Origin of the sequence: Phycicoccus duodecadis, from assembly GCF_002846495.1 — a bacterium.
Lineage (GTDB): Bacteria > Actinomycetota > Actinomycetes > Actinomycetales > Dermatophilaceae > Phycicoccus > Phycicoccus duodecadis.
In genome coordinates, this window is sequence record NZ_PJNE01000001.1 from 3,204,808 (window position 1) to 3,223,529 (window position 18,722).

General features: G+C 75.2%; 17 protein-coding genes. 11 read left to right on the plus strand and 6 right to left on the minus strand.

Annotation, left to right across the window (positions count from 1 at the left end):
• The first annotated feature begins 25 nt into the window (after positions 1 to 25).
• Positions 26 to 730 (plus strand): potassium channel family protein, encoded by a 705-nt coding sequence (locus ATL31_RS14855; protein WP_101396605.1) that lies wholly within the window; start codon positions 26 to 28, stop codon positions 728 to 730.
• A gap of 4 nt (positions 731 to 734) precedes the next feature.
• On the opposite strand, the gene ATL31_RS14860 is transcribed toward ATL31_RS14855, so the two are convergent.
• Positions 735 to 1,928, minus strand: coding sequence for a dipeptidase (locus ATL31_RS14860; RefSeq protein WP_101396607.1), 1,194 nt, complete (start codon positions 1,926 to 1,928; stop codon positions 735 to 737).
• A gap of 57 nt (positions 1,929 to 1,985) precedes the next feature.
• Between ATL31_RS14860 and rimO the strand changes: the two genes are divergently transcribed.
• Genes rimO through ATL31_RS14880 form a run of 4 tightly spaced genes read left to right on the plus strand, consistent with a single transcriptional unit; the run spans position 1,986 to position 5,009 of the window.
• The gene (rimO, locus tag ATL31_RS14865) at positions 1,986 to 3,401 is read left to right on the plus strand and encodes a 30S ribosomal protein S12 methylthiotransferase RimO (protein WP_101396609.1); all 1,416 of its coding nucleotides are present in this window, start codon (positions 1,986 to 1,988) and stop codon (positions 3,399 to 3,401) included.
• A complete protein-coding gene (gene pgsA, locus ATL31_RS14870) occupies positions 3,398 to 4,168 on the plus strand; it encodes a CDP-diacylglycerol--glycerol-3-phosphate 3-phosphatidyltransferase (RefSeq protein WP_101396611.1) in 771 nt (256 codons plus the stop codon). The genes rimO and pgsA overlap by 4 nt, the downstream gene beginning before the upstream one ends.
• Positions 4,165 to 4,704: a CinA family protein gene (locus ATL31_RS14875; protein WP_101396613.1), complete on the plus strand. Its 540-nt coding sequence runs from the start codon at positions 4,165 to 4,167 to the stop codon at positions 4,702 to 4,704. The genes pgsA and ATL31_RS14875 overlap by 4 nt, the downstream gene beginning before the upstream one ends.
• A complete protein-coding gene (locus ATL31_RS14880; RefSeq protein WP_101396615.1) occupies positions 4,701 to 5,009 on the plus strand; it encodes a helix-turn-helix domain-containing protein in 309 nt (102 codons plus the stop codon). The genes ATL31_RS14875 and ATL31_RS14880 overlap by 4 nt, the downstream gene beginning before the upstream one ends.
• A gap of 112 nt (positions 5,010 to 5,121) precedes the next feature.
• On the opposite strand, the gene ATL31_RS14885 is transcribed toward ATL31_RS14880, so the two are convergent.
• Both ATL31_RS14885 and ATL31_RS14890 read right to left on the minus strand, forming a co-directional pair.
• A complete protein-coding gene (locus tag ATL31_RS14885) occupies positions 5,122 to 5,997 on the minus strand; it encodes a DNA-formamidopyrimidine glycosylase family protein (protein ID WP_101396617.1) in 876 nt (291 codons plus the stop codon).
• A gap of 3 nt (positions 5,998 to 6,000) precedes the next feature.
• Positions 6,001 to 10,635, minus strand: a complete 4,635-nt coding sequence (locus ATL31_RS14890) for an ATP-dependent helicase (protein ID WP_101396619.1) — start codon at positions 10,633 to 10,635, stop codon at positions 6,001 to 6,003.
• A 56-nt stretch (positions 10,636 to 10,691) separates the two neighbouring features.
• Between ATL31_RS14890 and ATL31_RS14895 the strand changes: the two genes are divergently transcribed.
• On the plus strand, positions 10,692 to 11,621 hold the full coding sequence (locus ATL31_RS14895; RefSeq protein WP_101396621.1) for a TIGR03619 family F420-dependent LLM class oxidoreductase: 930 nt from the start codon (positions 10,692 to 10,694) through the stop codon (positions 11,619 to 11,621).
• Here the strand turns inward: ATL31_RS14895 and ATL31_RS14900 are convergent.
• Positions 11,618 to 12,052 carry a PNPOx family protein gene (locus ATL31_RS14900; protein ID WP_101396623.1) on the minus strand — a complete coding sequence of 145 codons (435 nt, stop codon included), beginning with the start codon at positions 12,050 to 12,052 and terminating at the stop codon, positions 11,618 to 11,620. The two genes, ATL31_RS14895 and ATL31_RS14900, sit on opposite strands and share 4 nt — an antisense overlap.
• Positions 12,053 to 12,138: 86 nt before the next feature.
• Here ATL31_RS14900 and ATL31_RS14905 point away from each other — a divergent pair, with 86 nt between their 5' ends.
• On the plus strand, positions 12,139 to 13,680 hold the full coding sequence (locus tag ATL31_RS14905; protein WP_101397717.1) for an AMP-binding protein: 1,542 nt from the start codon (positions 12,139 to 12,141) through the stop codon (positions 13,678 to 13,680).
• Between the two features lie 21 nt (positions 13,681 to 13,701).
• Here the strand turns inward: ATL31_RS14905 and ATL31_RS14910 are convergent, their stop codons facing one another.
• Both ATL31_RS14910 and ATL31_RS14915 read right to left on the minus strand, forming a co-directional pair.
• Positions 13,702 to 14,727: an agmatine deiminase family protein gene (locus ATL31_RS14910; protein ID WP_101396625.1), complete on the minus strand. Its 1,026-nt coding sequence runs from the start codon at positions 14,725 to 14,727 to the stop codon at positions 13,702 to 13,704.
• 26 nt (positions 14,728 to 14,753) lie between these two features.
• The gene (locus ATL31_RS14915) at positions 14,754 to 15,722 is read right to left on the minus strand and encodes a nitrilase-related carbon-nitrogen hydrolase (RefSeq protein ID WP_101396627.1); all 969 of its coding nucleotides are present in this window, start codon (positions 15,720 to 15,722) and stop codon (positions 14,754 to 14,756) included.
• Positions 15,723 to 15,782: 60 nt separating this feature from the next.
• Here ATL31_RS14915 and ATL31_RS14920 point away from each other — a divergent pair, with 60 nt between their 5' ends.
• The 4 genes from ATL31_RS14920 (at position 15,783) to ATL31_RS14935 (ending at position 18,685) form a co-directional block, all read left to right on the plus strand.
• Positions 15,783 to 16,007, plus strand: coding sequence for a DUF3046 domain-containing protein (locus ATL31_RS14920; RefSeq protein WP_101396629.1), 225 nt, complete (start codon positions 15,783 to 15,785; stop codon positions 16,005 to 16,007).
• Positions 16,008 to 16,092: 85 nt separating this feature from the next.
• Positions 16,093 to 17,019, plus strand: a complete 927-nt coding sequence (locus ATL31_RS14925; RefSeq protein ID WP_101396631.1) for an ABC transporter ATP-binding protein — start codon at positions 16,093 to 16,095, stop codon at positions 17,017 to 17,019.
• Complete coding sequence (locus ATL31_RS14930) at positions 17,019 to 17,870, plus strand: ABC transporter permease (protein WP_101396633.1); 852 nt, start codon at positions 17,019 to 17,021, stop codon at positions 17,868 to 17,870. The genes ATL31_RS14925 and ATL31_RS14930 overlap by 1 nt, the downstream gene beginning before the upstream one ends.
• Positions 17,867 to 18,685, plus strand: a complete 819-nt coding sequence (locus ATL31_RS14935) for an ABC transporter permease (protein ID WP_101396635.1) — start codon at positions 17,867 to 17,869, stop codon at positions 18,683 to 18,685. Before ATL31_RS14930 ends, ATL31_RS14935 begins: the two co-directional genes overlap by 4 nt.
• The last annotated feature ends 37 nt before the right edge of the window (positions 18,686 to 18,722 follow it).

Consider the following 18,722-nt stretch of genomic DNA (forward strand, 5'->3'; position numbering starts at 1 on the left):
CACGGGCACCGGCTACCGTGACGCCATGACGGCCATGTGGGAGGACCTGCGCGAGGAACCGCCCTCCCGGGTCGCGCGGTGGCGGGCCACGCTGCGCAAGCAGCCGTCCGCCTTCCTGCTCGCGGTGCAGGTGCTGGTCATCCTGCTGCTGCCCTTCCTCGAGGCCAACGACGGCGGGCGCGCGGTCATCTCGCTGCTCAGCCTGGCGGCGCTGGTCATCGCGGTCTTCACGGTGCGCAGCACCCCCGCCCTGACCTGGCTCTCGGCCACCCTCGCGCTGCCGGCCGCGGTCTTCGAGGTCGCGAGCTTCTTCACCGACACCCCGGCGGTGCTGGCACTGGCGCACACGGCCCTGGCCCTCTTCTACTTCTACACGGCCTACGCCCTCATCGCCTACATGTTCGAGGACTACTGGGTCACCAAGGACGAGCTGTTCGCGGTCGGCGCGTGCTTCACCGTGCTGGTGTTCGCGTTCGCGTACGTCTACCTCGCGGTGCAGGAGGTCTGGCAGGGATCGTTCACCTCGTACACCGGGCCGGGGCAGCGCACCCTGCTCGAGGTGCTCTACTACTCGGCGGCCAACCTCACCAGCGTGGGTCTCTCGGACGTCGTGCCCATCAGGCCGCAGGCCCGGGCGATCGGCACCCTCGAGCAGCTCGGCGGGGTCATGTACGTCGCCATGGTCATCTCGCGGCTCGTCGCGCTCACGGTGATGCGCGCCCGCCAGTGACGGGTCAGGCGGGCGTCCCGTCGAGGTCCTCGATGCGCGCCAGCCCCGGGCCCCGGGTCGCGGCGACCTCGGCGGCGTGCCGCTCGACCTCGCCCAGCACCCGGAGCGCGTTGCCGCTGGTCAGGGCGGCCAGGTCGCCCTCGCTCCAGCCCCGCTCGTGGAGAGCGGCGAGCAGGCGCGGGTAGCCGCTGACGTCCTGGAGCCCCTCCGGCTGGACGTCGACGCCGTCGTAGTCGCCGCCGAGGCCGATGTGCTCGACCCCTGCCACCTCGCGCACGTGCTCGCAGTGGGCCACGACGTCGTCGACGGTCGCGGCGGGGGACGGGTGCGTGCGGCGCCGGGCCGCGGTGAAGGCGGTGTAGGCCTGGAAGTCGGCCGACGAGATGCCCTCGGCGGCCGCGGCGTCGGCGGCCTCGAGGTCCCACTCGCGCACGGCGGGGGAGACGAACTTCGGCACGAAGGTGACCATGCAGAGGCCGCCGTTGCCGGCCAGACGCTCGAGCACGTCGTCCGGCACGTTGCGCGGGTGGTCGCACACCGCGCGGGCCGAGGAGTGCGAGAACACCACCGGCGCCTCGGTGGTGGCCAGGGCGTCGCGCATGGTGTCGGCCGACACGTGGCTGAGGTCGACCATCATCCCGAGGCGGTTCATCTCGAGGACCACCTCGCGCCCGAAGGCCGACAGGCCCCCGAGCACGGGCTCGTCGGTGGCGGAGTCGGCCCACGGGACGTTGTCGTTGTGGGTGAGGGTGAGGTAACGGACCCCGAGGGCGAACAGCATCCGCAGGGCGCCCAGCGAGGAGTCGATGCTGTGGCCGCCCTCGGCGCCCATCAGCGAGGCCACACGGCCCTGCGCCCAGGCCGCCTCGACCTCACCGCGGGTGGTCGCCAGCGCCAGGTCGCCCGGGAAGCGGCGCACCATCTGGTGCACGGCGTCGACCTGCTCGAGGGTGGCGGTGACGGCCCGCTCGCCCTGGAGGGTCGAGGGCACGAAGACCGACCAGAACTGGGCCCCCACCCCGCCCTCGCGCAGCCGCGGCAGGTCGGTGTGGGTGGGCAGGCCCCCGGCCGCCAGGTCGAGCCGGTCCCAGTCGTAGGCGACCCGCTCGCGCGCCTCCCAGGGCAGGTCGTTGTGGCCGTCGAGCACCGGATGGCGGTCGAGCAGGCTGCGGATGGTCCCCCCGGTGTCGCCGCGCATGCCGAGACCCTACGGGTGGCGGACGGCCGGACGCCACCGCGCAACTAGAGTGGCCGCATGACGACCAGTGCGACCCGTGGCAGCGTCGCGCTCGTGACCCTCGGCTGTACCCGCAACGAGGTCGACTCCGAGGAGCTCGCGGGCCGCCTGGCCGCCGACGGCTGGACCCTCGTCGCCGACGCCGCGGACGCCGACGTCGCCCTGGTCAACACGTGCGGCTTCGTCGAGCAGGCCAAGAAGGACTCCATCGACACCCTCCTCGAGGCCGCCGACCTCAAGGAGACCGGGCGCACCAAGGCCGTCGTGGCCGTGGGCTGCCTGGCCGAGCGCTACGGGCAGACCCTGGCCGACGAGCTGCCCGACGCCGACGCGGTGCTGGGCTTCGACTCCTACGCCGACATGTCCTCGCACCTGCGCTCCATCCTCGACGGCGGCCGCCCCGCCTCGCACGTGCCGAGCGACCGGCGCCGGCTGCTGCCGCTCTCGCCCGTCGACCGCGCGGCCGCCTCCGGCGACGTCGCGCTGCCCGGGCACGACGCCGGCGTGGTGCGCACCCGGCTGGGCACCGCGCCGTGGGCCCCCCTGAAGATCGCCAGCGGCTGCGACCGCCGGTGCGCGTTCTGCGCCATCCCGATGTTCCGTGGCTCGTTCGTGTCGCGCCGGCCCACCGACGTCATCGCCGAGGCGCGCTGGCTGGCGGGCGAGGGCGTGCGCGAGCTGTTCCTGGTCAGCGAGAACTCGACGTCGTACGGCAAGGACCTCGGCGACATCGGCCTGCTCGAGAAGCTGCTGCCCGAGCTCACCGGCATCGACGGCGTCGAGCGGGTGCGGGTCAGCTACCTCCAGCCGGCCGAGGTACGCCCCGGTCTGCTCGAGGCGATGGCCTCCGTCCCCGGGGTGTCACCGTGGTACGACCTCTCCTTCCAGCACGCCTCGACCCCGCTGCTGCGCCGGATGCGACGCTTCGGCGGCACCGAGCCCTTCCTCGGGCTGCTCGAGGGCATCCGCTCGCGCCAGCCGCTGGCCGGGGCGCGCAGCAACGTCATCGTGGGCTTCCCGGGCGAGACCGAGGCCGACGTCGACGAGCTCGAGCACTTCCTCGTCCAGGCGCGCCTCGACGTCGTCGGCGTCTTCGGCTACTCCGACGAGGACGGCACCGAGGGCGAGACCCTCGACGCGCACCTGCCCGACGAGGTCGTGGCCGAGCGGGTCGAGCGCATCACCGCCCTGGTCGAGGAGCTCACCGCCCAGCGGGCCCTGGAGCGGGTCGGCGAGAGCGTCCGCGTCCTGGTCGAGGAGCACGACGAGGACGACGACGCCGTCGTCGTCGGCCGGGCCGACCACCAGGGCCCCGACGTCGACGGCGTCTGCCACGTGCGGGTCGAGGGCAGCGCCCTCCCGGCCGTCGGGACCTTCCTCGAGGGGGTCGTCGTCGGGGCCGAGGGGGTCGACCTGCTCGTGGAGCCCCGATGACCGAGCGCCCGCAGCGCCCCGTCCGGACTCCGCGCCCCCAGCGGGCCGTGCGCCCCGGGCCGCTCGCGGAGGGCCGGGCCAGCGACCCCTACCGGGTCGGCATCGACCCGGCGAGCCCGGTGGTGCCCGAGACCGGGCCCAGCGCGTGGAACATCGCCAACTACCTCACCGGCTTCCGCCTCCTGCTGGTGCCGTTCTTCGGCTGGCTGCTGCTCACCCACGGCGGCGGTGACCCGACCCTCCGGTGGGCGGCCTTCGCGGTGTTCGCGGTCGCGATGGTCACCGACCGCATCGACGGCGACCTCGCGCGCAGCCGGGGGCTGGTCACCAACTTCGGCAAGGTCGCCGACCCCATCGCGGACAAGGCCCTCGTGACGATGGCCCTGGTCGGGCTGTCGAGCATCGGCGAGGTGCCGTGGTGGGTCACCGCCATCGTCCTGGTGCGGGAGTGGGGCATCACCGCGGTGCGGTTCTGGGTCATCCGGCACGGGGTGATGGCGGCGGGGCGCGGCGGCAAGGTCAAGACCGCGCTGCAGACCTTCGGCATCGGGTTCCTGCTCTGGCCGCGCAGCACGCTGCCGCTGCCCCACCTGTGGGACGCGCTGGCCTGGGGGCTGCTCGGGGCGGCCGTCGTCGTCACCGTCGTCACCGGGGTCGACTACCTGGTGCAGGCGGTCCGGCTCCGCGAGACGAGTGAGCGGACGGCGCGCAAGCGGGCGGCCCGCGCCGCGCGCGCGGCACGCCGGGCGGGCGAACGCCCGTCGTGACCGCCGCCGGGCTGGTGCGGGTGCTGACGGCGCGGGGGCTCACGGTGGCCACCGCCGAGTCCCTGACCGGGGGGCTGGTGTGCGCGGCCCTCACCGACGTGCCCGGCGCCTCGGCCGTGGTGCGCGGCGGCGTCGTCTCGTACGCCACCGACGTCAAGGCCGGCGTCCTCGGGGTGGATGCCGCGCTGCTGGCCCGGGTCGGGGCGGTCGACGCGCGGGTCGCGGCGGCCATGGCCGAGGGGGTGCGCCGGGTGCTGGGCGCCGACGTGGGGGTCTCCACCACGGGGGTCGCCGGGCCCGACCCCGCCGACGGGCAGCCCGTGGGCACCGTGTTCGTCGGGGTCAGCTCGTCCGCGGGAACACGGACCGAGCGCCACCTGTTCTCCGGAGGACGGGACACCGTGCGCCGCGAGAGCGTCCGCGCCGCCCTGGATCTGGTGGCCGCGGAGGTCGAGAACCTCCGGGACACGGGCCGGGAGGCGGGGTACGGTGGTCCCACGGATGCTCCGCCGACGACCCGAGAGGAGGCGCCATGATCCTGCTCCGCCACGAGCTGGGTGAGGTCCTGCGCGAGACGCGCCGGGCCCAGGGGCGCACCCTGCGTGACGTCGCCGGCACCGCCGCGGTCTCGCTGGGCTACCTCAGCGAGATCGAGCGCGGCACCAAGGAGGCCTCCTCCGAGCTGCTGGCCGCCGTGTGCGACGGCCTCGGGGTCACGCTCTCCGACCTCCTCGGCCTGGTCCGCGACCGCGTCGAGCACGTCGAGACGATGAGCGCCCCCGTCACCCTCCCCGTCGGTGCCGCCCGGGCGTCCGACGAGGTCTCGGCCTCCGCGGCCTGAGCCACCCCCGACCTCGCGCTGCACCGCTCACCTCGTGCCGCACCGGTCACGTGGGGCCGGTGCGCTGCAGCGTGACCGGTGCGCGACGGCCCCGCCGGGGCGCTGCGACGCGTCAGGGGGTGCGGCGGCGGTAGGCACCGCGCGGCCCCGGGCTGCTGCCCAGCGGGCGCTGCGGCCGGCCGTCGTCGGTGGGCGCGAGGCCGCCCTGGCAGGTGGGGCACGAGAAGATGGTGCGCTCGCGGGGGGCGACCCCGGCCATCGCGACCCGCACGGTGTCGCCGCAGCGCCGGCACGGCCGCCCCGAGCGCGCGTGCACGTAGGCCTCGTCACCGGTGCGCTGGATGCCGGTGCTGGCCTGCCACCCGCTGACCTCGGCGGCGGCCATCAGCCGGTGCAGGCGCGCCATCAGCCGGTCGACCCGCTCGGGGTCGAGGCCCGCGGCCGCAGCCCACGGATGCAGCCTCTCGACGAACATCAGCTCGCTGGCCCAGAAGGTGCCCACCCCGGCCAGGGTGCGCTGGTCGAGCAGGGCCTCGGCCAGGGTGGCGGGGTGGGCCAGCAGGCGGTCGCGGGCGAGCTCGGGGTCCCAGTCGGGGCCGAGGACGTCGGGGCCGAGGTGCCCCACCAGGTCGGCCTCGCGCGCGGTGGGCACGAGGTCGAGCATCCCCAGGCGCAGCCCGACGGCCGACCAGGTGGCGGTGAGCACCGCCGCCCGTAGGTCGCTGCGGCGCAGGGCTCGGTCGGTGCGCGGGCCCGGGTGCTCGACGCGCCACTGGCCCTCCATCCGCAGGTGGGTGTGCAGGGTCGAGCCGGTGTCGAAGCGGTGCAGCAGGTGCTTGCCGCGGGCGACGACCTCGAGGGTGGTCGAGCCGCGCAGGTCGACGTCGGGGGCCGAGGGCCAGCGGAGCTCGGCGTGGGTCACGGCCGCTCCGCGCAGCGCGGCGTCGAGCCGGGTGGCGGTGCGGTGGACGGTGTCACCCTCGGGCACGGGTCACCGCCGCATCCGCAGCCCGCGCGGGGTGAGGTGGAAGCCGGCGGTCTCGAGGGCGGCGATGACCGGGTGGTCGCTGCCGAGCAGCTGGCCGCCGTCGGCCTTCTCGACCGTGATGCGGCCGAGGTGGCCCCGGCGCACGGCGTCGGCCAGGGCCCGGGCCGCGAGGCCCAGCAGGCCGGGGTCGTCGGTGTAGGTGAGCAGGGTCTTGCCGCCGCGCTCGACGTAGAGGGCCAGCACGCCGTCGACGAGCACCACCACCGAGCCGGCCTTGCGCCCGGGCTGGTGGCGGCGGCGCTTGTCGTCGGGGGCGTCGCCGGCCGAGGGGTCGACCACCCGCTCGGGCCAGGGGAGGGCGCCGCCGTAGGGGTTGGCGGGGTCGCTGGCCGCCAGCACGACGGGGACGGGCTCGGTACGGCGGTCGCCGCCGGAGCCGGCCCGCAGCCGGTCGACGGCGCCCGCCGTGCCGAACTGCGAGGCGCCCAGGCCCTCGACGAAGTACCCGCGCCGGACCCGGCCCGTCTCCTCGGCCTTGCCCAGCACGCGGTACACCCCCGCGAAGCCGCCCGCGACGTCCTCGGCGACGACCGAGCCGCGGGTGACGATGCCGTGGCGGTCGAGCAGGAGCTCGGCCGTGGCCAGGGCCCGCACCGTGGGGTCGCCCTCGGCCGGCGGCAGCAGCGACCAGCGGCCGGTGACCCGGGCGGGCCCGGTGCGCGCGGGCAGTGCGGGGCGCGACGGCGCCGACCCCAGCGCCCCGAGGGGCCCGCGCCGGGAGCCGTACCGGGTGCGCCGCGGGCCCGGGGTGCTGCGCTTGTGCGCGGTACGGCCACCCGCGAGCAGCGCCCGTACCGGGGCGAAGGTGTCGCCGGTGACCCGCCCCGACCAGGCGAGGTCCCAGAGCGTGCTGGCCAGCGCCTCGTCGTCGGTGCTGCCCACCTGGTCGGACAGCGAGCGGAAGAAGTGGGCGCCCCCGCCGGCGAGCGCGTCGAGCACCGCCAGCCCGGTCTCGGACGGCACGCGCTCGAGGTCGGGCCCCGGGAGGGTGAGGTGGGCCGAGTCGGCCAGGTGCAGCGAGACCCATCCGTCGTCCCCCGGCAGCGACCCGTGCCCGCACCACAGGACCTCGCCCGTGGCCATCAGCTCGTCGAGCAGGGCCGGGGTGTAGTCGGCGACGCGGGCCGGCAGGACCAGGGACTCGACGGCGCTGGCGGGCAGCACGGCGCCGCTGAGCTGCTCGACGACGCGCACCACGCCGTCGCGCCCGCGCAGCCGGCCGCCCACGCCCTGCCACTCCTGGAGGAAGCGGGCGAGCTCGACCGGGGTGACCGGCTCGACCTCGGCCCGCAGCGCGGCCAGCGAGCGCCGGCGCAGCATCCGCAGCACCTCGGCGTCGCAGAACTCGGTGGTACCGCCACCGGTGGGCAGCAGCTCGCCCTCGACCACGCGCCCTGATGACACCAGCCGCGCCAGGGCGCCGGCGGCCACGGCCACCCCGATGCCGTAGGCGCGCGCCAGCTCGGCCGGATGGAACGGCACGTGCGTGCGGGCGTAGCGGGCCACGAGGTCGCCGAGCGGGTCGTCGACGGGCTCCAGGAAGGTCTGCGGCACGCCGGGGGGCAGTGAGGCGCCGAGGGCGTCGCGCAGCCGGGAGGCGTCCTCGATGGCCGACCAGCGCTCCTCGCCCGCGACCCGGACCGGGATGACCTGGCGCGCGCCCCCGAGCCCGGCCAGCCACGACTCGACGTCGTCGCCCGAGACGCCTTCGCGGCACCGCGCCAGCACCGCCTCGACCGACAGCGGCCCGAGCACCCGCAGCAGGTCGAGGACGTCGTCGGCGTCGCGGGCCGCCCGCTCGGGGGTGAGTCGCTGCAGCTCGGCCTCGGTCCGCGCCACCTGCTCGGCGTCGAGGAGGTCGCGCAGGGCCAGCCCCTCGGAGCCGCCGAGCAGCTCCGCCAGCAGCGAGGGGTCGAGAGCCAGCGCCGCCGCCCGGCGCTCGGCCAGCGGGGTGTCGCCCTCGTACAGGAACTGCGCGACGTAGCCGAACAGCAGCGACTTGGCGAAGGGCGAGGGCGTGCGCGACTCGACGTCGACGACGGTGACCTTGCGGCCGGCGACGTCGCGCATCAGGTCGACCAGCCCCGGGACGTCGAACACGTCCTGGACGCACTCACGCACGGCCTCGAGCACGATCGGGAAGGTGGGGTAGCGGCTCGCGACCTCGAGCAGCTGCGAGGCACGCTGGCGCTGCTGCCACAGCGGCTGGCGGCGCCCCGGCTGGCGGCGCGGGAGCAGCAGGGCCCGCGCGGCGCACTCGCGGAAACGGCTCGCGAACAGGGCCGAGCCGCCGATCTCGTCGGTGACCAGCGTGCGCACGTCGTCGGCGTCGAGGGTGACGAGGTCGAGCAGCTCGCGTCCCACCCCGCGCCGGTCGACCCCCTCGACGTCGTCGAACTCGAGGTCGGGCAGCCGCAGCACGATGCCGTCGTCGCCGTGCATCGCCTGCACGTCGACGCCGAACCGCTCGCGCATCCGGGCGCTGACCGCCAGTGCCCACGGGGCGTGGACCTGCGCGCCGAACGGGGAGTGCACGGCCACCCGCCAGTCGCCGAGCTCGTCGCGGAAGCGCTCGACGACGATGGTGCGGTCGTCGGGGACGTGCCCCGTGGTCTCGCGTTGCTCGCGCAGGTAGGTCAGCAGGTTGTCGGCAGCCCACTCGTCGAGCCCGGCGGCCATCACCCGCTCACGAGCCGCGGCGGGGGAGAGGGCCTCGACCTCGCGGACGAAGGCCCCGACGGCGCGGCCGAGCTCGGCCGGCCGCCCGAGCGAGTCGCCCTTCCAGAACGGCAGCCGCCCCGGCAGGCCGGGCGCCGGGGTGACCAGCACGCGGTCGTGGGTGATGTCCTCGATGCGCCAGGTGCTGGTGCCCAGGGTGAACAGGTCGCCGACCCGCGACTCGTAGACCATCTCCTCGTCGAGCTCGCCGACGCGGCGACCGGGGCCCTCGCCGGTGGCCAGGAACACGGCGTACAGGCCGCGGTCGGGGATGGTGCCGCCGGAGGTGACGGCCAGCCGCTGGGCGCCGCGCCGGCCGGTGAGGGTGTCAGAGAGGCGGTCCCAGGTGATGCGCGCCCGTAGCTCGGCGAAGTCCTCGCTGGGGTACTTGCCGGCCAGCATGTCGAGCACCGACTCGAGGACCGGACGGCTGAGGGTGGAGTACGGGGCCGAGCGCCGGGCCAGGGCCAGCACGTCGTCGACGGTCCACTCGTCGAGGGCGCACATGGCGACCACCTGCTGGGCGAGGACGTCGAGCGGGGTCGTGGGGACGTGCAGGGCCTCGATCTGCCCGGCCAGCATCCGCTCGACCACGACGGCCGTCTGCACCAGGTCGCCGCGGAACTTGGGGAACAGGACCCCCCGGCTGACCGCGCCCACCTGGTGCCCCGCTCGGCCGACGCGCTGGAGGCCGGAGGCGACCGAGGGCGGCGACTCGACCTGCACGACGAGGTCGACCGCGCCCATGTCGATGCCGAGCTCGAGGCTGCTCGTGGCCACGACGGCGGGCAGCCGCCCGGACTTGAGCTCCTCCTCGATGGTCGCGCGCTGCTCCTTGCTGACCGACCCGTGGTGGGCGCGGGCGAGGACGGCCGCGCCGCCGATCGCCGCCGCGCCGGTCGCCGCCGCGCCGTCCTCGGCCGCCGCGCCCCGCTCCGCCCAGATCTCGTTGAGGCGGGTGGTGAGCCGCTCGGCCAGGCGCCGGCTGTTGGAGAACACCAGCGTGGACGTGTGCTCGGCCACGAGGTCGACGATGCGCTCCTCGACGTGCGGCCAGATGGACGCCCGCCGCTCCGGACCCGACGCCGCGCCCGAGAGGTCACCGGTGGGCTGGCCCAGCTCGGACATGTCGGGGACGGGCACGACGACCCGGAGGTCCCACTCCTTGGTGGACGGCGGCTGCACGACGTCGACGGGGCGGCCCCCCGCGAGGTAGCGCGCGACCTCCTCGACCGGGCGCACGGTGGCCGACAGCCCGATGCGCTGGGCGGGGGTGTCGAGCAGGGCGTCGAGCCGCTCGAGGCTGAGCGCGAGGTGCGCGCCACGCTTGGTGCCGGCCAGCGCGTGGACCTCGTCGAGGATGACGGTCTCGACCCCCGCCAGCGCCTCACGGGCGGCCGAGGTGAGCAGCAGGAAGAGCGACTCGGGCGTGGTGATGAGCACGTCGGACGGGGTGCGGGCGAACGCGCGCCGCTCGTCGGCCGGGGTGTCGCCGGAGCGCACCGCGACGCTGATGTCGGGCTCGGGCAGCCCGAGCCGGGCCGCCGCGTGCCGGATGCCGACCAGCGGGCTGCGCAGGTTGCGCTCGACGTCGACGGCCAGGGCCTTCATCGGCGAGACGTAGAGGACCCGGCAGCGCCGGAGCCGCTCCTCGGGGACGGGCTCGGCCGCCAGCCGGTCGAGGGCCCAGAGGAAGGCCGACAGGGTCTTGCCGGAGCCGGTGGGCGCCACGACCAGGGCGTGGTGACCGCTGCTGACGGCCTCCCAGGCGCCCGCCTGGGCGGCGGTGGGCGCGCTGAAGCTCCCCCGGAACCACGCGGACGTGGCGGGGGAGAAGCGGTCGAGGACGTCGCCGGACATGTGGGAGCCAGCCTGCCATCCGGCACCGACACCCGGGCACCTGTCACAGTGGCCGGGTGAGCAGCACCGCGCCCCGGGTCGGCTTCGGGCTGCCGGTGGCCGGCCGCTGGGCCACGCCGGTGACCATGCTCGAGGTCGCCACCCGGGCCGAGAGCCTGGGGTATGACTCGCTGTGGGCCTTCCAGCGCACGCTCTGGCCGGTGGACGGCCGGCTGGGGCCGTCGCACCGCAGCGTCCTCGACCCGGTGGTCGCGCTGGCCCTGGTCGCCGGGCACACGTCGCGCATCCGGCTCGGCACCGCCACCGTCTGCGCGCCCTTCACCGCGCCGGCCCTGCTCGCCAAGACGACGGCCTCGCTCGACGTGGTCTCTGGGGGCCGGCTCACGGTGGGGGTCGGGATGGGCTGGCTGCCCGAGGAGTACGCGACCGCCGGGGTGCCGATGCAGCGCCGCGGAGCCCGGTTCGAGGAGTACCTGCACTGCCTGGTCGCGCTCTGGACCCAGGACCCGGTCGAGTTCGCCGGTGAGTTCTACACGGTGCCGTGCTCGCACGTGGGCCCGGCGCCGGTGCAGCGGCCGCACCCGCCGCTCCTGGTGGGCGGCACTGCCGAGCCCGCGCTGCGGCGGGCCGGCCGACTGGCCCAGGGCTGGGTCGCGAGCAGCAGCCACGACCCCCACCGCCTGGCGGCCGACATCCGGACCGTCCGCGCCGGCGCCCACGAGGCGGGGCGCGACCCCGACGCCCTCACCGTGCTGGTGCGCGTGGTCCCCGAGCTGCTGGCCCGCGACCCGGGGTCGGGGCGGCGGCCGTTCCGCGGGACCCGCGAGCAGCTGCTCGCCGACGTGGCGGCCCTGGGGGAGCAGGGCGCCACCGACGTCCTGCTCGACCTGAACCTCTCGGCCGAGGTCGGGACGCTCGACGTGCCGGAGGACGTCGCGCTCGAGCGGGCCGTCGCGGTGCTCGAGGCGCTGGCTCCCCGGCCCTAGACGACCTGGTCCTCGGAGGCCGCCCAGCCGGTGAGGCCCACGACGCGCAGCACGACGATCTCGTCGAACGGCTCGTGGGCGTACTGCGGGTACTTGCGCGCCAGCAGTGCCGACAGCCGGGCGGCGCTGCCCTCGGGCGGCTCGGGCTCGTGGCGCAGGGTGGCGCGCACCCACCACAGCCGCGACCAGTCGTCGCGGTCCCAGCACTCGGCGAGGAGGGCGGCGCGCGGGTCGCGGTCGAGGTTGCGGCTGCGGTTGAGCCGCGGCGAGTCCTTGGGCTTGACCCGGTCGACGCCGAAGCCCACCAGGTCGCCGTCGAGGGCGAAGGCGCAGGGCACGGAGTCGACCCCGCGCTCGGGGTGCAGGGTGGACAGGATGCCGTGGTCGGCGCCGTCGAGCCGGGCGCGGGCGTCCTCGGGAGTGAGCCTCATGCCGTGATCGTAGGGCGCGGCCGTACGATGACACCGTCCTGAGGGGCCGCGCGCCCCGTCGTCACCGTCGACGTGTGGGAGGCCCGATGAACCCGGCCGTGTGGGTGGAGCGCCATGGGCGCCGTCGACCCGGGGATGCCGCGCTGGCCGAGGGCGAGGGGGTGTACGCCACCTGGGCGCAGTGGGCCGAGCGCACCGCCCGCCTCGCCGGGGGTCTGCGCGAGGAGCTGGGCCTGAAGCCGGGCGACCGGCTCGCCATCGTGATGCGCAACCGCCCGCAGTACCTCGAGGCGCTGTACGCCGCCTGGCACGCGGGGCTCGTGGCGGTGCCGGTCAACGCCCGGCTGCACCGCGACGAGATCGCCTACGTCCTCGAGCACAGCGGCACCCGGGTCGCCGTCACCGACGACGACCACGCCGACGACGTCGAGTCGCTGCTGGGACGGGTCGCCTCGCTGGAGGCCGTCGTGGTGGCGCCGGGGGAGCGGTGGCAGCGCCTGGGCGGCGCCGAGCCGGTGCCGGTCGCCGACCTCGCACCGTCCGACCCGGCGTGGCTCTTCTACACCTCGGGCACCACCGGCCGGCCGAAGGGCGCCACCCTGACCGCCCGCAACCTGCTCACCGCCTCGCTCAGCTACTTCGCCGACATCGACCCGGTGGCCGCCACCGACGCGATGCTGCACGCCGCGCCGCTCTCGCACGGCTCGGGCCTCTACGGGCTGCCGCACGTGGCCAAGGGAGCCGTCAGCGTGCTGCCCGAGTCGGGCGGGGTCGACGGCGCCGAGATCGCGACCCTCCTGCGGCGGTGGCCCGGCACGAGCATGTTCGCGGCGCCCACCATGGTCAAGCGGCTCACGGCCGACCCCGCGGTGGTCGGTGCCGCCGAGCATCTCAAGACCATCGTCTACGGCGGGGCGCCGATGTACCTGGCCGACCTCGAGGAGGCGCTCGCCGTGTTCGGCCCGCGGCTGGCGCAGATCTACGGCCAGGGCGAGACGCCGATGACGATCACCGGGCTCTCCAAGGCCGACCACGCCGAGCGCGACCACCCGCGCTGGCACGAGCGCGTGCAGAGCGTGGGCTTCCCGCGCACCGACGTCGAGGTGGCCGTGGTCGACGCCGACGACCGCCCGGTGCCCGTCGGCGAGACCGGCGAGGTGCTCGTGCGCGGTGACGTCGTGATGGCCGGCTACTGGGACCAGCCCGACGCCACCGCCGAGACGTTGCGCGGCGGCTGGCTGCACACCGGCGACCTGGGGGCCTTCGACGACGACGGCTTCCTGACCCTGAAGGACCGCTCGAAGGACCTCATCATCAGCGGCGGCATGAACATCTACCCCCGCGAGGTCGAGGAGGCGCTGCTGCACCATCCCGGCGTGCGCGCGGTGGCGGTCGTGGGCCGCCCCGACCCGCAGTGGGGCGAGACCGTGGTGGCGTTCGTGGTGCCCGACGACGAGGCCGCGGCCCCGACGCCGGAGGACCTCGACCGCACCTGCCTCGAGCGCATCGCCCGGTACAAGCGGCCCAAGGACTACCGCGTCGTGCCGGCCCTGCCCACGAACAACTACGGCAAGGTCCTCAAGCGCGAGCTGCGTCAGCAGCTGGCGGCCGACGCCGGGAGCGCCTAGCGCCCCGGGCCGCCGGCCACCTCAGACCCGCGGCTGCTGCTGGGTGATGCAGTGGATGCCGCCGCCGCGCTCGAACAGGGGGCGGGCGTCGACCCCGACGACCTGCCGCCCCGAGTACGCCGCGGCCAGGATCGAGAGGGAGGCGCCGTCCTGCGGGTCCTCGAACGCGCACGCGACCACGCCGCCGTTGCAGACGTAGTGGTTGATGTAGGACCAGTCGACCCAGTCGTCCCCGTCCTCCAGGGTCGTGGGCGCCGGCACACGGACCACCTCCAGCTCGCGGCCGCGCGCGTCGCGGGCGGCCTGGAGGACCTGCTCGAGCTCGACGCTGACCTCGTGGTCGGGGTGGGCCGGGTCGGCCTGCCAGTGCAGCAGGACCAGGCCGGGGTCGGCGAAGGTCGCGACGATGTCGACGTGCCCACGCGTCCCGAACTCGTCGTAGTCGCGGGCCAGCCCCCGCGGCAGCCAGATACAGGTGCGGGCCCCGATGGTGCGGGCCAGCTCGGCCTCGACGTCGGCCTTCGCCATCCCCGGGTTGCGGCCCGGGTCGAGCTGCACCGTCTCGGTGAGCAGCACGGTGCCGAGGCCGTCGACGTGCAGGCCGCCACCCTCGTTGACCATCTCGGAGCCGATGCGCGTCACCCCGGCCCGGTCCGCGACGAAGGCGCCGACGCGGGAGTCGTGCTCCCAGACGGCCCACTCCTGCCCGCCCCAGCCGTTGAAGACCCAGTCGACCGCGGCCGGCGAGCCGTCGGCGTCGACCACGAAGGTGGGGCCGATGTCGCGCATCCAGGCGTCGTCGAGCGGCGCCTCGACGACGTCGATGCCGTACGGCCGGGCGCCGTCGCCGTCGAGCCACCGGCGGGCGACCTCGCTGTCGGCGGGGTCGGCCACCACGGTGACGGCCTCGAAGCCCGCGACCGCCCGGGCCACCGACGACCACGTGCGGTGCGCGTCGTCGGCCTCCTCCTGGGTCTCGCCGAGGGCGTAGCCCGCGGTCGGCCATGCCATCCAGGTGCGTTCGTGCGGTGCCCACTCGGGCGGCATCCGCCGGTCCCCTGCGCCGGCCACGGCTACTCCCCGCGCCGGTGCTCGGCCCGCACCGGCTCGGCCAGGACGCCGTACGCGTCGGGCCGGCGGGTGGCCAGGAACGGGAAGAGGGTGAGCCAGTCGTCGCGCTGGGCCAGGTCGAGGTCGGCGACGAGCACCGCGCTCTCGTCGCGTGGGGCCCGCACCAGGACGCGGCCGTAGGGGTCGGCGATGAACGAGGAGCCGTAGAACGTGATGAGGCCCTCGGTGCCGTAGCGGTTGGGCACGACCACGAAGACGCCGCTGGCGATGGCGTGCCCGACGATGGTGTGCTCCCACAGCGGGCGGGTGTCGAAGTCGGGGTGGTCGGGCTCGGAGCCGATGGCCGTCGGGTAGGCGAGCACCTGGGCCCCGCCGAGGCTGTAGGCGCGGGCCACCTCGGGGAACCACTCGTCCCAGCAGGTGGGCAGCCCCAGCCGCATCCCGAGGTCGTCGAGGGCGTACACCGGGAAGGCGTCGTCGGCCGGACCGGGGCGGAAGTAGCGGTCCTCGTAGTAGCCGGCCGTCACCGGGATGTGCGTCTTGCGGGTGCGCCCGACCAGCGTGCCGTCGGGCGCGACCAGCACGGCCGAGTTGAAGCCCAGGCCGTCGTCGGTGCCGTCGGCGGCATCGGCCTTCTCGTAGAGGCTGGCGTGCACGTAGGCGCCGGTGGCCGCGGCGGCCTCGCGGGCGAGCGCCACGGTGGGCCCGTCCTCGAGCGACTCGGCGGTGACGTCCGGGCGGCCGCTCGGCAGGGTGTCGGCGGGGTAGCGCGACAGGGTGAGCTCGGGCAGGAACACGACCCGGGCGCCGGCGTCGGCGGCGGTGCGGATGCCGTCGAGCAGCCTCGCGCGCAGCCGGTCGGGGTCTGCGTCCCATGCGTGCTGGACCAGCCCGACGCGCACCGGCGCGTCCTCGGGCTCGTGGACACGGGCGAGCGACGGCGGGACCCCGTCGGCGGTGATGAGGCGCATGCGGGCCAGTATGCCGTCCGCCCGGGTCGCGGCGTCAGGGGCGACGTCTACCATCGGCCCGTGCGACATTCGAGGTTCTGGGAGCTCATGGCCGGCGAGTTCGGCGCCGCCTACGCGCCCACCCTGGCGCGCTCGCACGTGCTCTCCGCCCTCGGCGGCCGCACCCCCGACGAGGCGCTGCGGTCCGGCATGTCCCCGCGCGAGGTGTGGGACGCCCTGTGCGAGGACCAGGACGTCCCCGAGAGCCGGCGGCACGGCCTCGACCCGGCCCCGCGCCGGCCCTGACGCGCGGCGGTCGGGGGCGCGCCGGTCGGGGGCGCGGCCGATAATCCCGTGGCCGGTGTCGGCGCGCTGGTCTAGGTTCCTGCTCGTGGATGACGTGCTGCTGCGCGCCCGGGGGCTGCGCAAGACCTTCGGTGACTTCGTCGCCGTCGACGGCATCGACGTCGAGGTCCGCCGGGGCGAGGCCTTCGGGTTCCTCGGCCCCAACGGCGCCGGCAAGTCCTCGACGATGAAGATGGTCGGCTGCGTCTCCCCGGTCTCCGGCGGCGAGCTCAGCATCCTCGGCCTCGACCCGGCCACCGACGGCCCCGCCATCCGGGCCCGGCTGGGCGTGTGCCCGCAGCAGGACATGCTCGACGAGGACCTGTCGGTCGAGGAGAACCTCTGGGTCTACGGCCGCTTCTTCGGCCTCTCGAAGCGGGAGGTGCGGGCCCGGGCCGACGAGCTGCTCGAGTTCGCGCAGCTCACCGAGCGCCGCCACGACCGGGTCGAGCCGCTCTCGGGCGGGATGAAGCGCCGGCTCACCATCGCCCGGGCACTGGTCAACAACCCCGAGGTCCTGCTCCTCGACGAGCCGACCACCGGCCTCGACCCGCAGGCGCGCCACGTCCTCTGGGACCGGCTCTACCGCCTCAAGCGCGACGGCGTCACCCTCATCATCACCACCCACTACATGGACGAGGCCGAGCAGCTCTGCGACCGGCTCGTCGTCATGGACCACGGCCGCATCGTCGCCGAGGGGAGCCCGCGCGAGCTCATCGACCGGCACTCCACCCGTGAGGTGGTCGAGCTGCGCTTCCCGGTCGACGAGCAGGAGCGCCACGTCGAGCCCGTGCGCACCGTGGCCGACCGGGTCGAGGTGCTGCCCGACCGGCTGCTCGTCTACACCGCCGACGGCGACGACGCGCTGGCCGCCCTGCACGGGCGCGGCATCCAGCCGCTGTCGGCGCTCGTGCGCCGGTCGACCCTCGAGGACGTCTTCCTCCACCTCACCGGCCGGACCCTGGTCGACTGATGTCGCTCGTCCTGCCTCCGACCGCCCCGGCCGCCGACGCGGGGGGCAGCGGACGTCTGGCGGCCGGGCCGCGGCGTCCCCTCGGGCGCGGCGAGCGGGTCACGGCGGCGATGGCGCACCACGTCCTGGTCTACCGGCGCACCTGGCGCGGATCGGTCATCAGCCGGTTCCTGTCGCCGCTGTTCTTCCTGGCCGCCATGGGCCTGGGCCTGGGCTCCCTGGTCGACGCCGGCGGCGGGGTCGGGCAGTCCTACCTGCAGTTCGTCGTGCCGGGGATCATCGCCTACCAGGGTGCGCTGCTCGGGTTCGGCGACGCCACCTACCCGGTGCTCGGCTACATCAAGTGGAACCGGATGTACTCGGCCACCCTGGCGACGCCGCTGGGGGTCACGGACGTCCTGGTCGGCCACCTCACCGTCCTCGCCGCGAACCTGGCCGTCGCGACCGCCGTCTTCGTCGCGGTCGCCGCGCTCTTCGGGGCCTTCGCCTCCTGGTGGGTGCTGCTGGCGGTGCCCGTGGGGATGCTCACCGGCCTCGCCTTCGCCGTGCCCACGTTCGCGGTCAGCGCCACCATCCTCACCGACAACGTCTTCGGCGTCCTCTACCGCTTCGTGCTCACGCCGGTCCTGCTCTTCTCGGGCACCTTCTTCCCGCTCGAGCAGCTGGCCGGGTGGCTACAGCCCGTCGCGTGGGTCACCCCGCTGTGGCACGGGGTCGTCCTGGCGCGGGCGGCCGCCGCGGGGGAGTGGCCCGGGGCCATGGGGCTGGTGCACCTCGGGGTCATCGCCCTCTTCATCGGCGTCGGCTGGGTCGTGGCCCACCGTGCGTTCAGCCGGCGGCTGCTGTCGTGAGCACCTCCGCGCCCCCGCGCCGGGGCCCGCGCGTCCTGCCGTTCCCGGCGGCGGCAGGGCTGGCCCGCTTCGTCGTCGCCCGCAACGCCACCGCCTTCCGGCGGGCCTGGGTGCTGCTGCTCAGCGGCTTCGTCGAGCCCGTGTTCTACCTGTTCTCGCTGGGCGTCGGGCTCGGCGCGCTGATCGGCCGGGTCACCACCGACGGCGGCTCGGTCGTCGAGTACGCGGCCTTCGTCGCCCCGGGCCTGCTGGCCGCGTCGGCGATGAACGGGGCGATCTTCGACGCCACCTTCAACGTCTTCTTCAAGCTCCGCTACCAGCACCTGTACGACGCCATGCTCGCGACACCGATCGGGCCGCGCGACATCGCGGTCGGCGAGATCACGTGGTCGCTGCTGCGGGGTTCCCTCTACTCGGGGATGTTCCTCGTCGTGGCGCTGGTCGCCGGGCTCGTCCGGTCGTGGTGGGCGCTGCTCGCGCTGCCGGCCGGGGTGCTCATCGGGCTGGCGTTCGGGGCGGTCGGGATGTTCACGACCACCTACCTGCGCTCGTGGCAGGACTTCGACTACGTGACCCTGGCGATCCAGCCGATGTTCCTGTTCTCCGCCACCTTCTTCCCGCTGAGCACCTACCCGGACGCGCTGCAGTGGCTGGTCCGACTGACCCCGCTCTACCACGGGGTCGCGCTCGAGCGTGGGCTCATGCTCGGCGAGGTCGGCTGGGGGCTGCTGTGGCACGTCGCATACCTGCTGGTGCTGGGCGTGGTGGGGGTCGTCGGCACCTCGCGGCGCATCGCCACGCTGCTGCTCACCTGAGCGACCGGGCACGGCGGAGGACGTCGGCGTGTCGCGG

Coding starts and splice junctions, on each gene's coding strand:
- ATL31_RS14855 (WP_101396605.1), top strand. CDS start 26: ATGACGGCCATGTGGGAGGACCTGCGCGAGGAACCGCCCTCCCGGGTC.
- ATL31_RS14860 (WP_101396607.1), bottom strand. CDS start 1,928: ATGCGCGGCGACACCGGGGGGACCATCCGCAGCCTGCTCGACCGCCAT.
- rimO (WP_101396609.1), top strand. CDS start 1,986: ATGACGACCAGTGCGACCCGTGGCAGCGTCGCGCTCGTGACCCTCGGC.
- pgsA (WP_101396611.1), top strand. CDS start 3,398: ATGACCGAGCGCCCGCAGCGCCCCGTCCGGACTCCGCGCCCCCAGCGG.
- ATL31_RS14880 (WP_101396615.1), top strand. CDS start 4,701: ATGATCCTGCTCCGCCACGAGCTGGGTGAGGTCCTGCGCGAGACGCGC.
- ATL31_RS14890 (WP_101396619.1), bottom strand. CDS start 10,635: ATGTCCGGCGACGTCCTCGACCGCTTCTCCCCCGCCACGTCCGCGTGG.
- ATL31_RS14900 (WP_101396623.1), bottom strand. CDS start 12,052: ATGAGGCTCACTCCCGAGGACGCCCGCGCCCGGCTCGACGGCGCCGAC.
- ATL31_RS14905 (WP_101397717.1), top strand. CDS start 12,139: ATGAACCCGGCCGTGTGGGTGGAGCGCCATGGGCGCCGTCGACCCGGG.
- ATL31_RS14910 (WP_101396625.1), bottom strand. CDS start 14,727: ATGCCGCCCGAGTGGGCACCGCACGAACGCACCTGGATGGCATGGCCG.
- ATL31_RS14915 (WP_101396627.1), bottom strand. CDS start 15,722: ATGCGCCTCATCACCGCCGACGGGGTCCCGCCGTCGCTCGCCCGTGTC.
- ATL31_RS14930 (WP_101396633.1), top strand. CDS start 17,019: ATGTCGCTCGTCCTGCCTCCGACCGCCCCGGCCGCCGACGCGGGGGGC.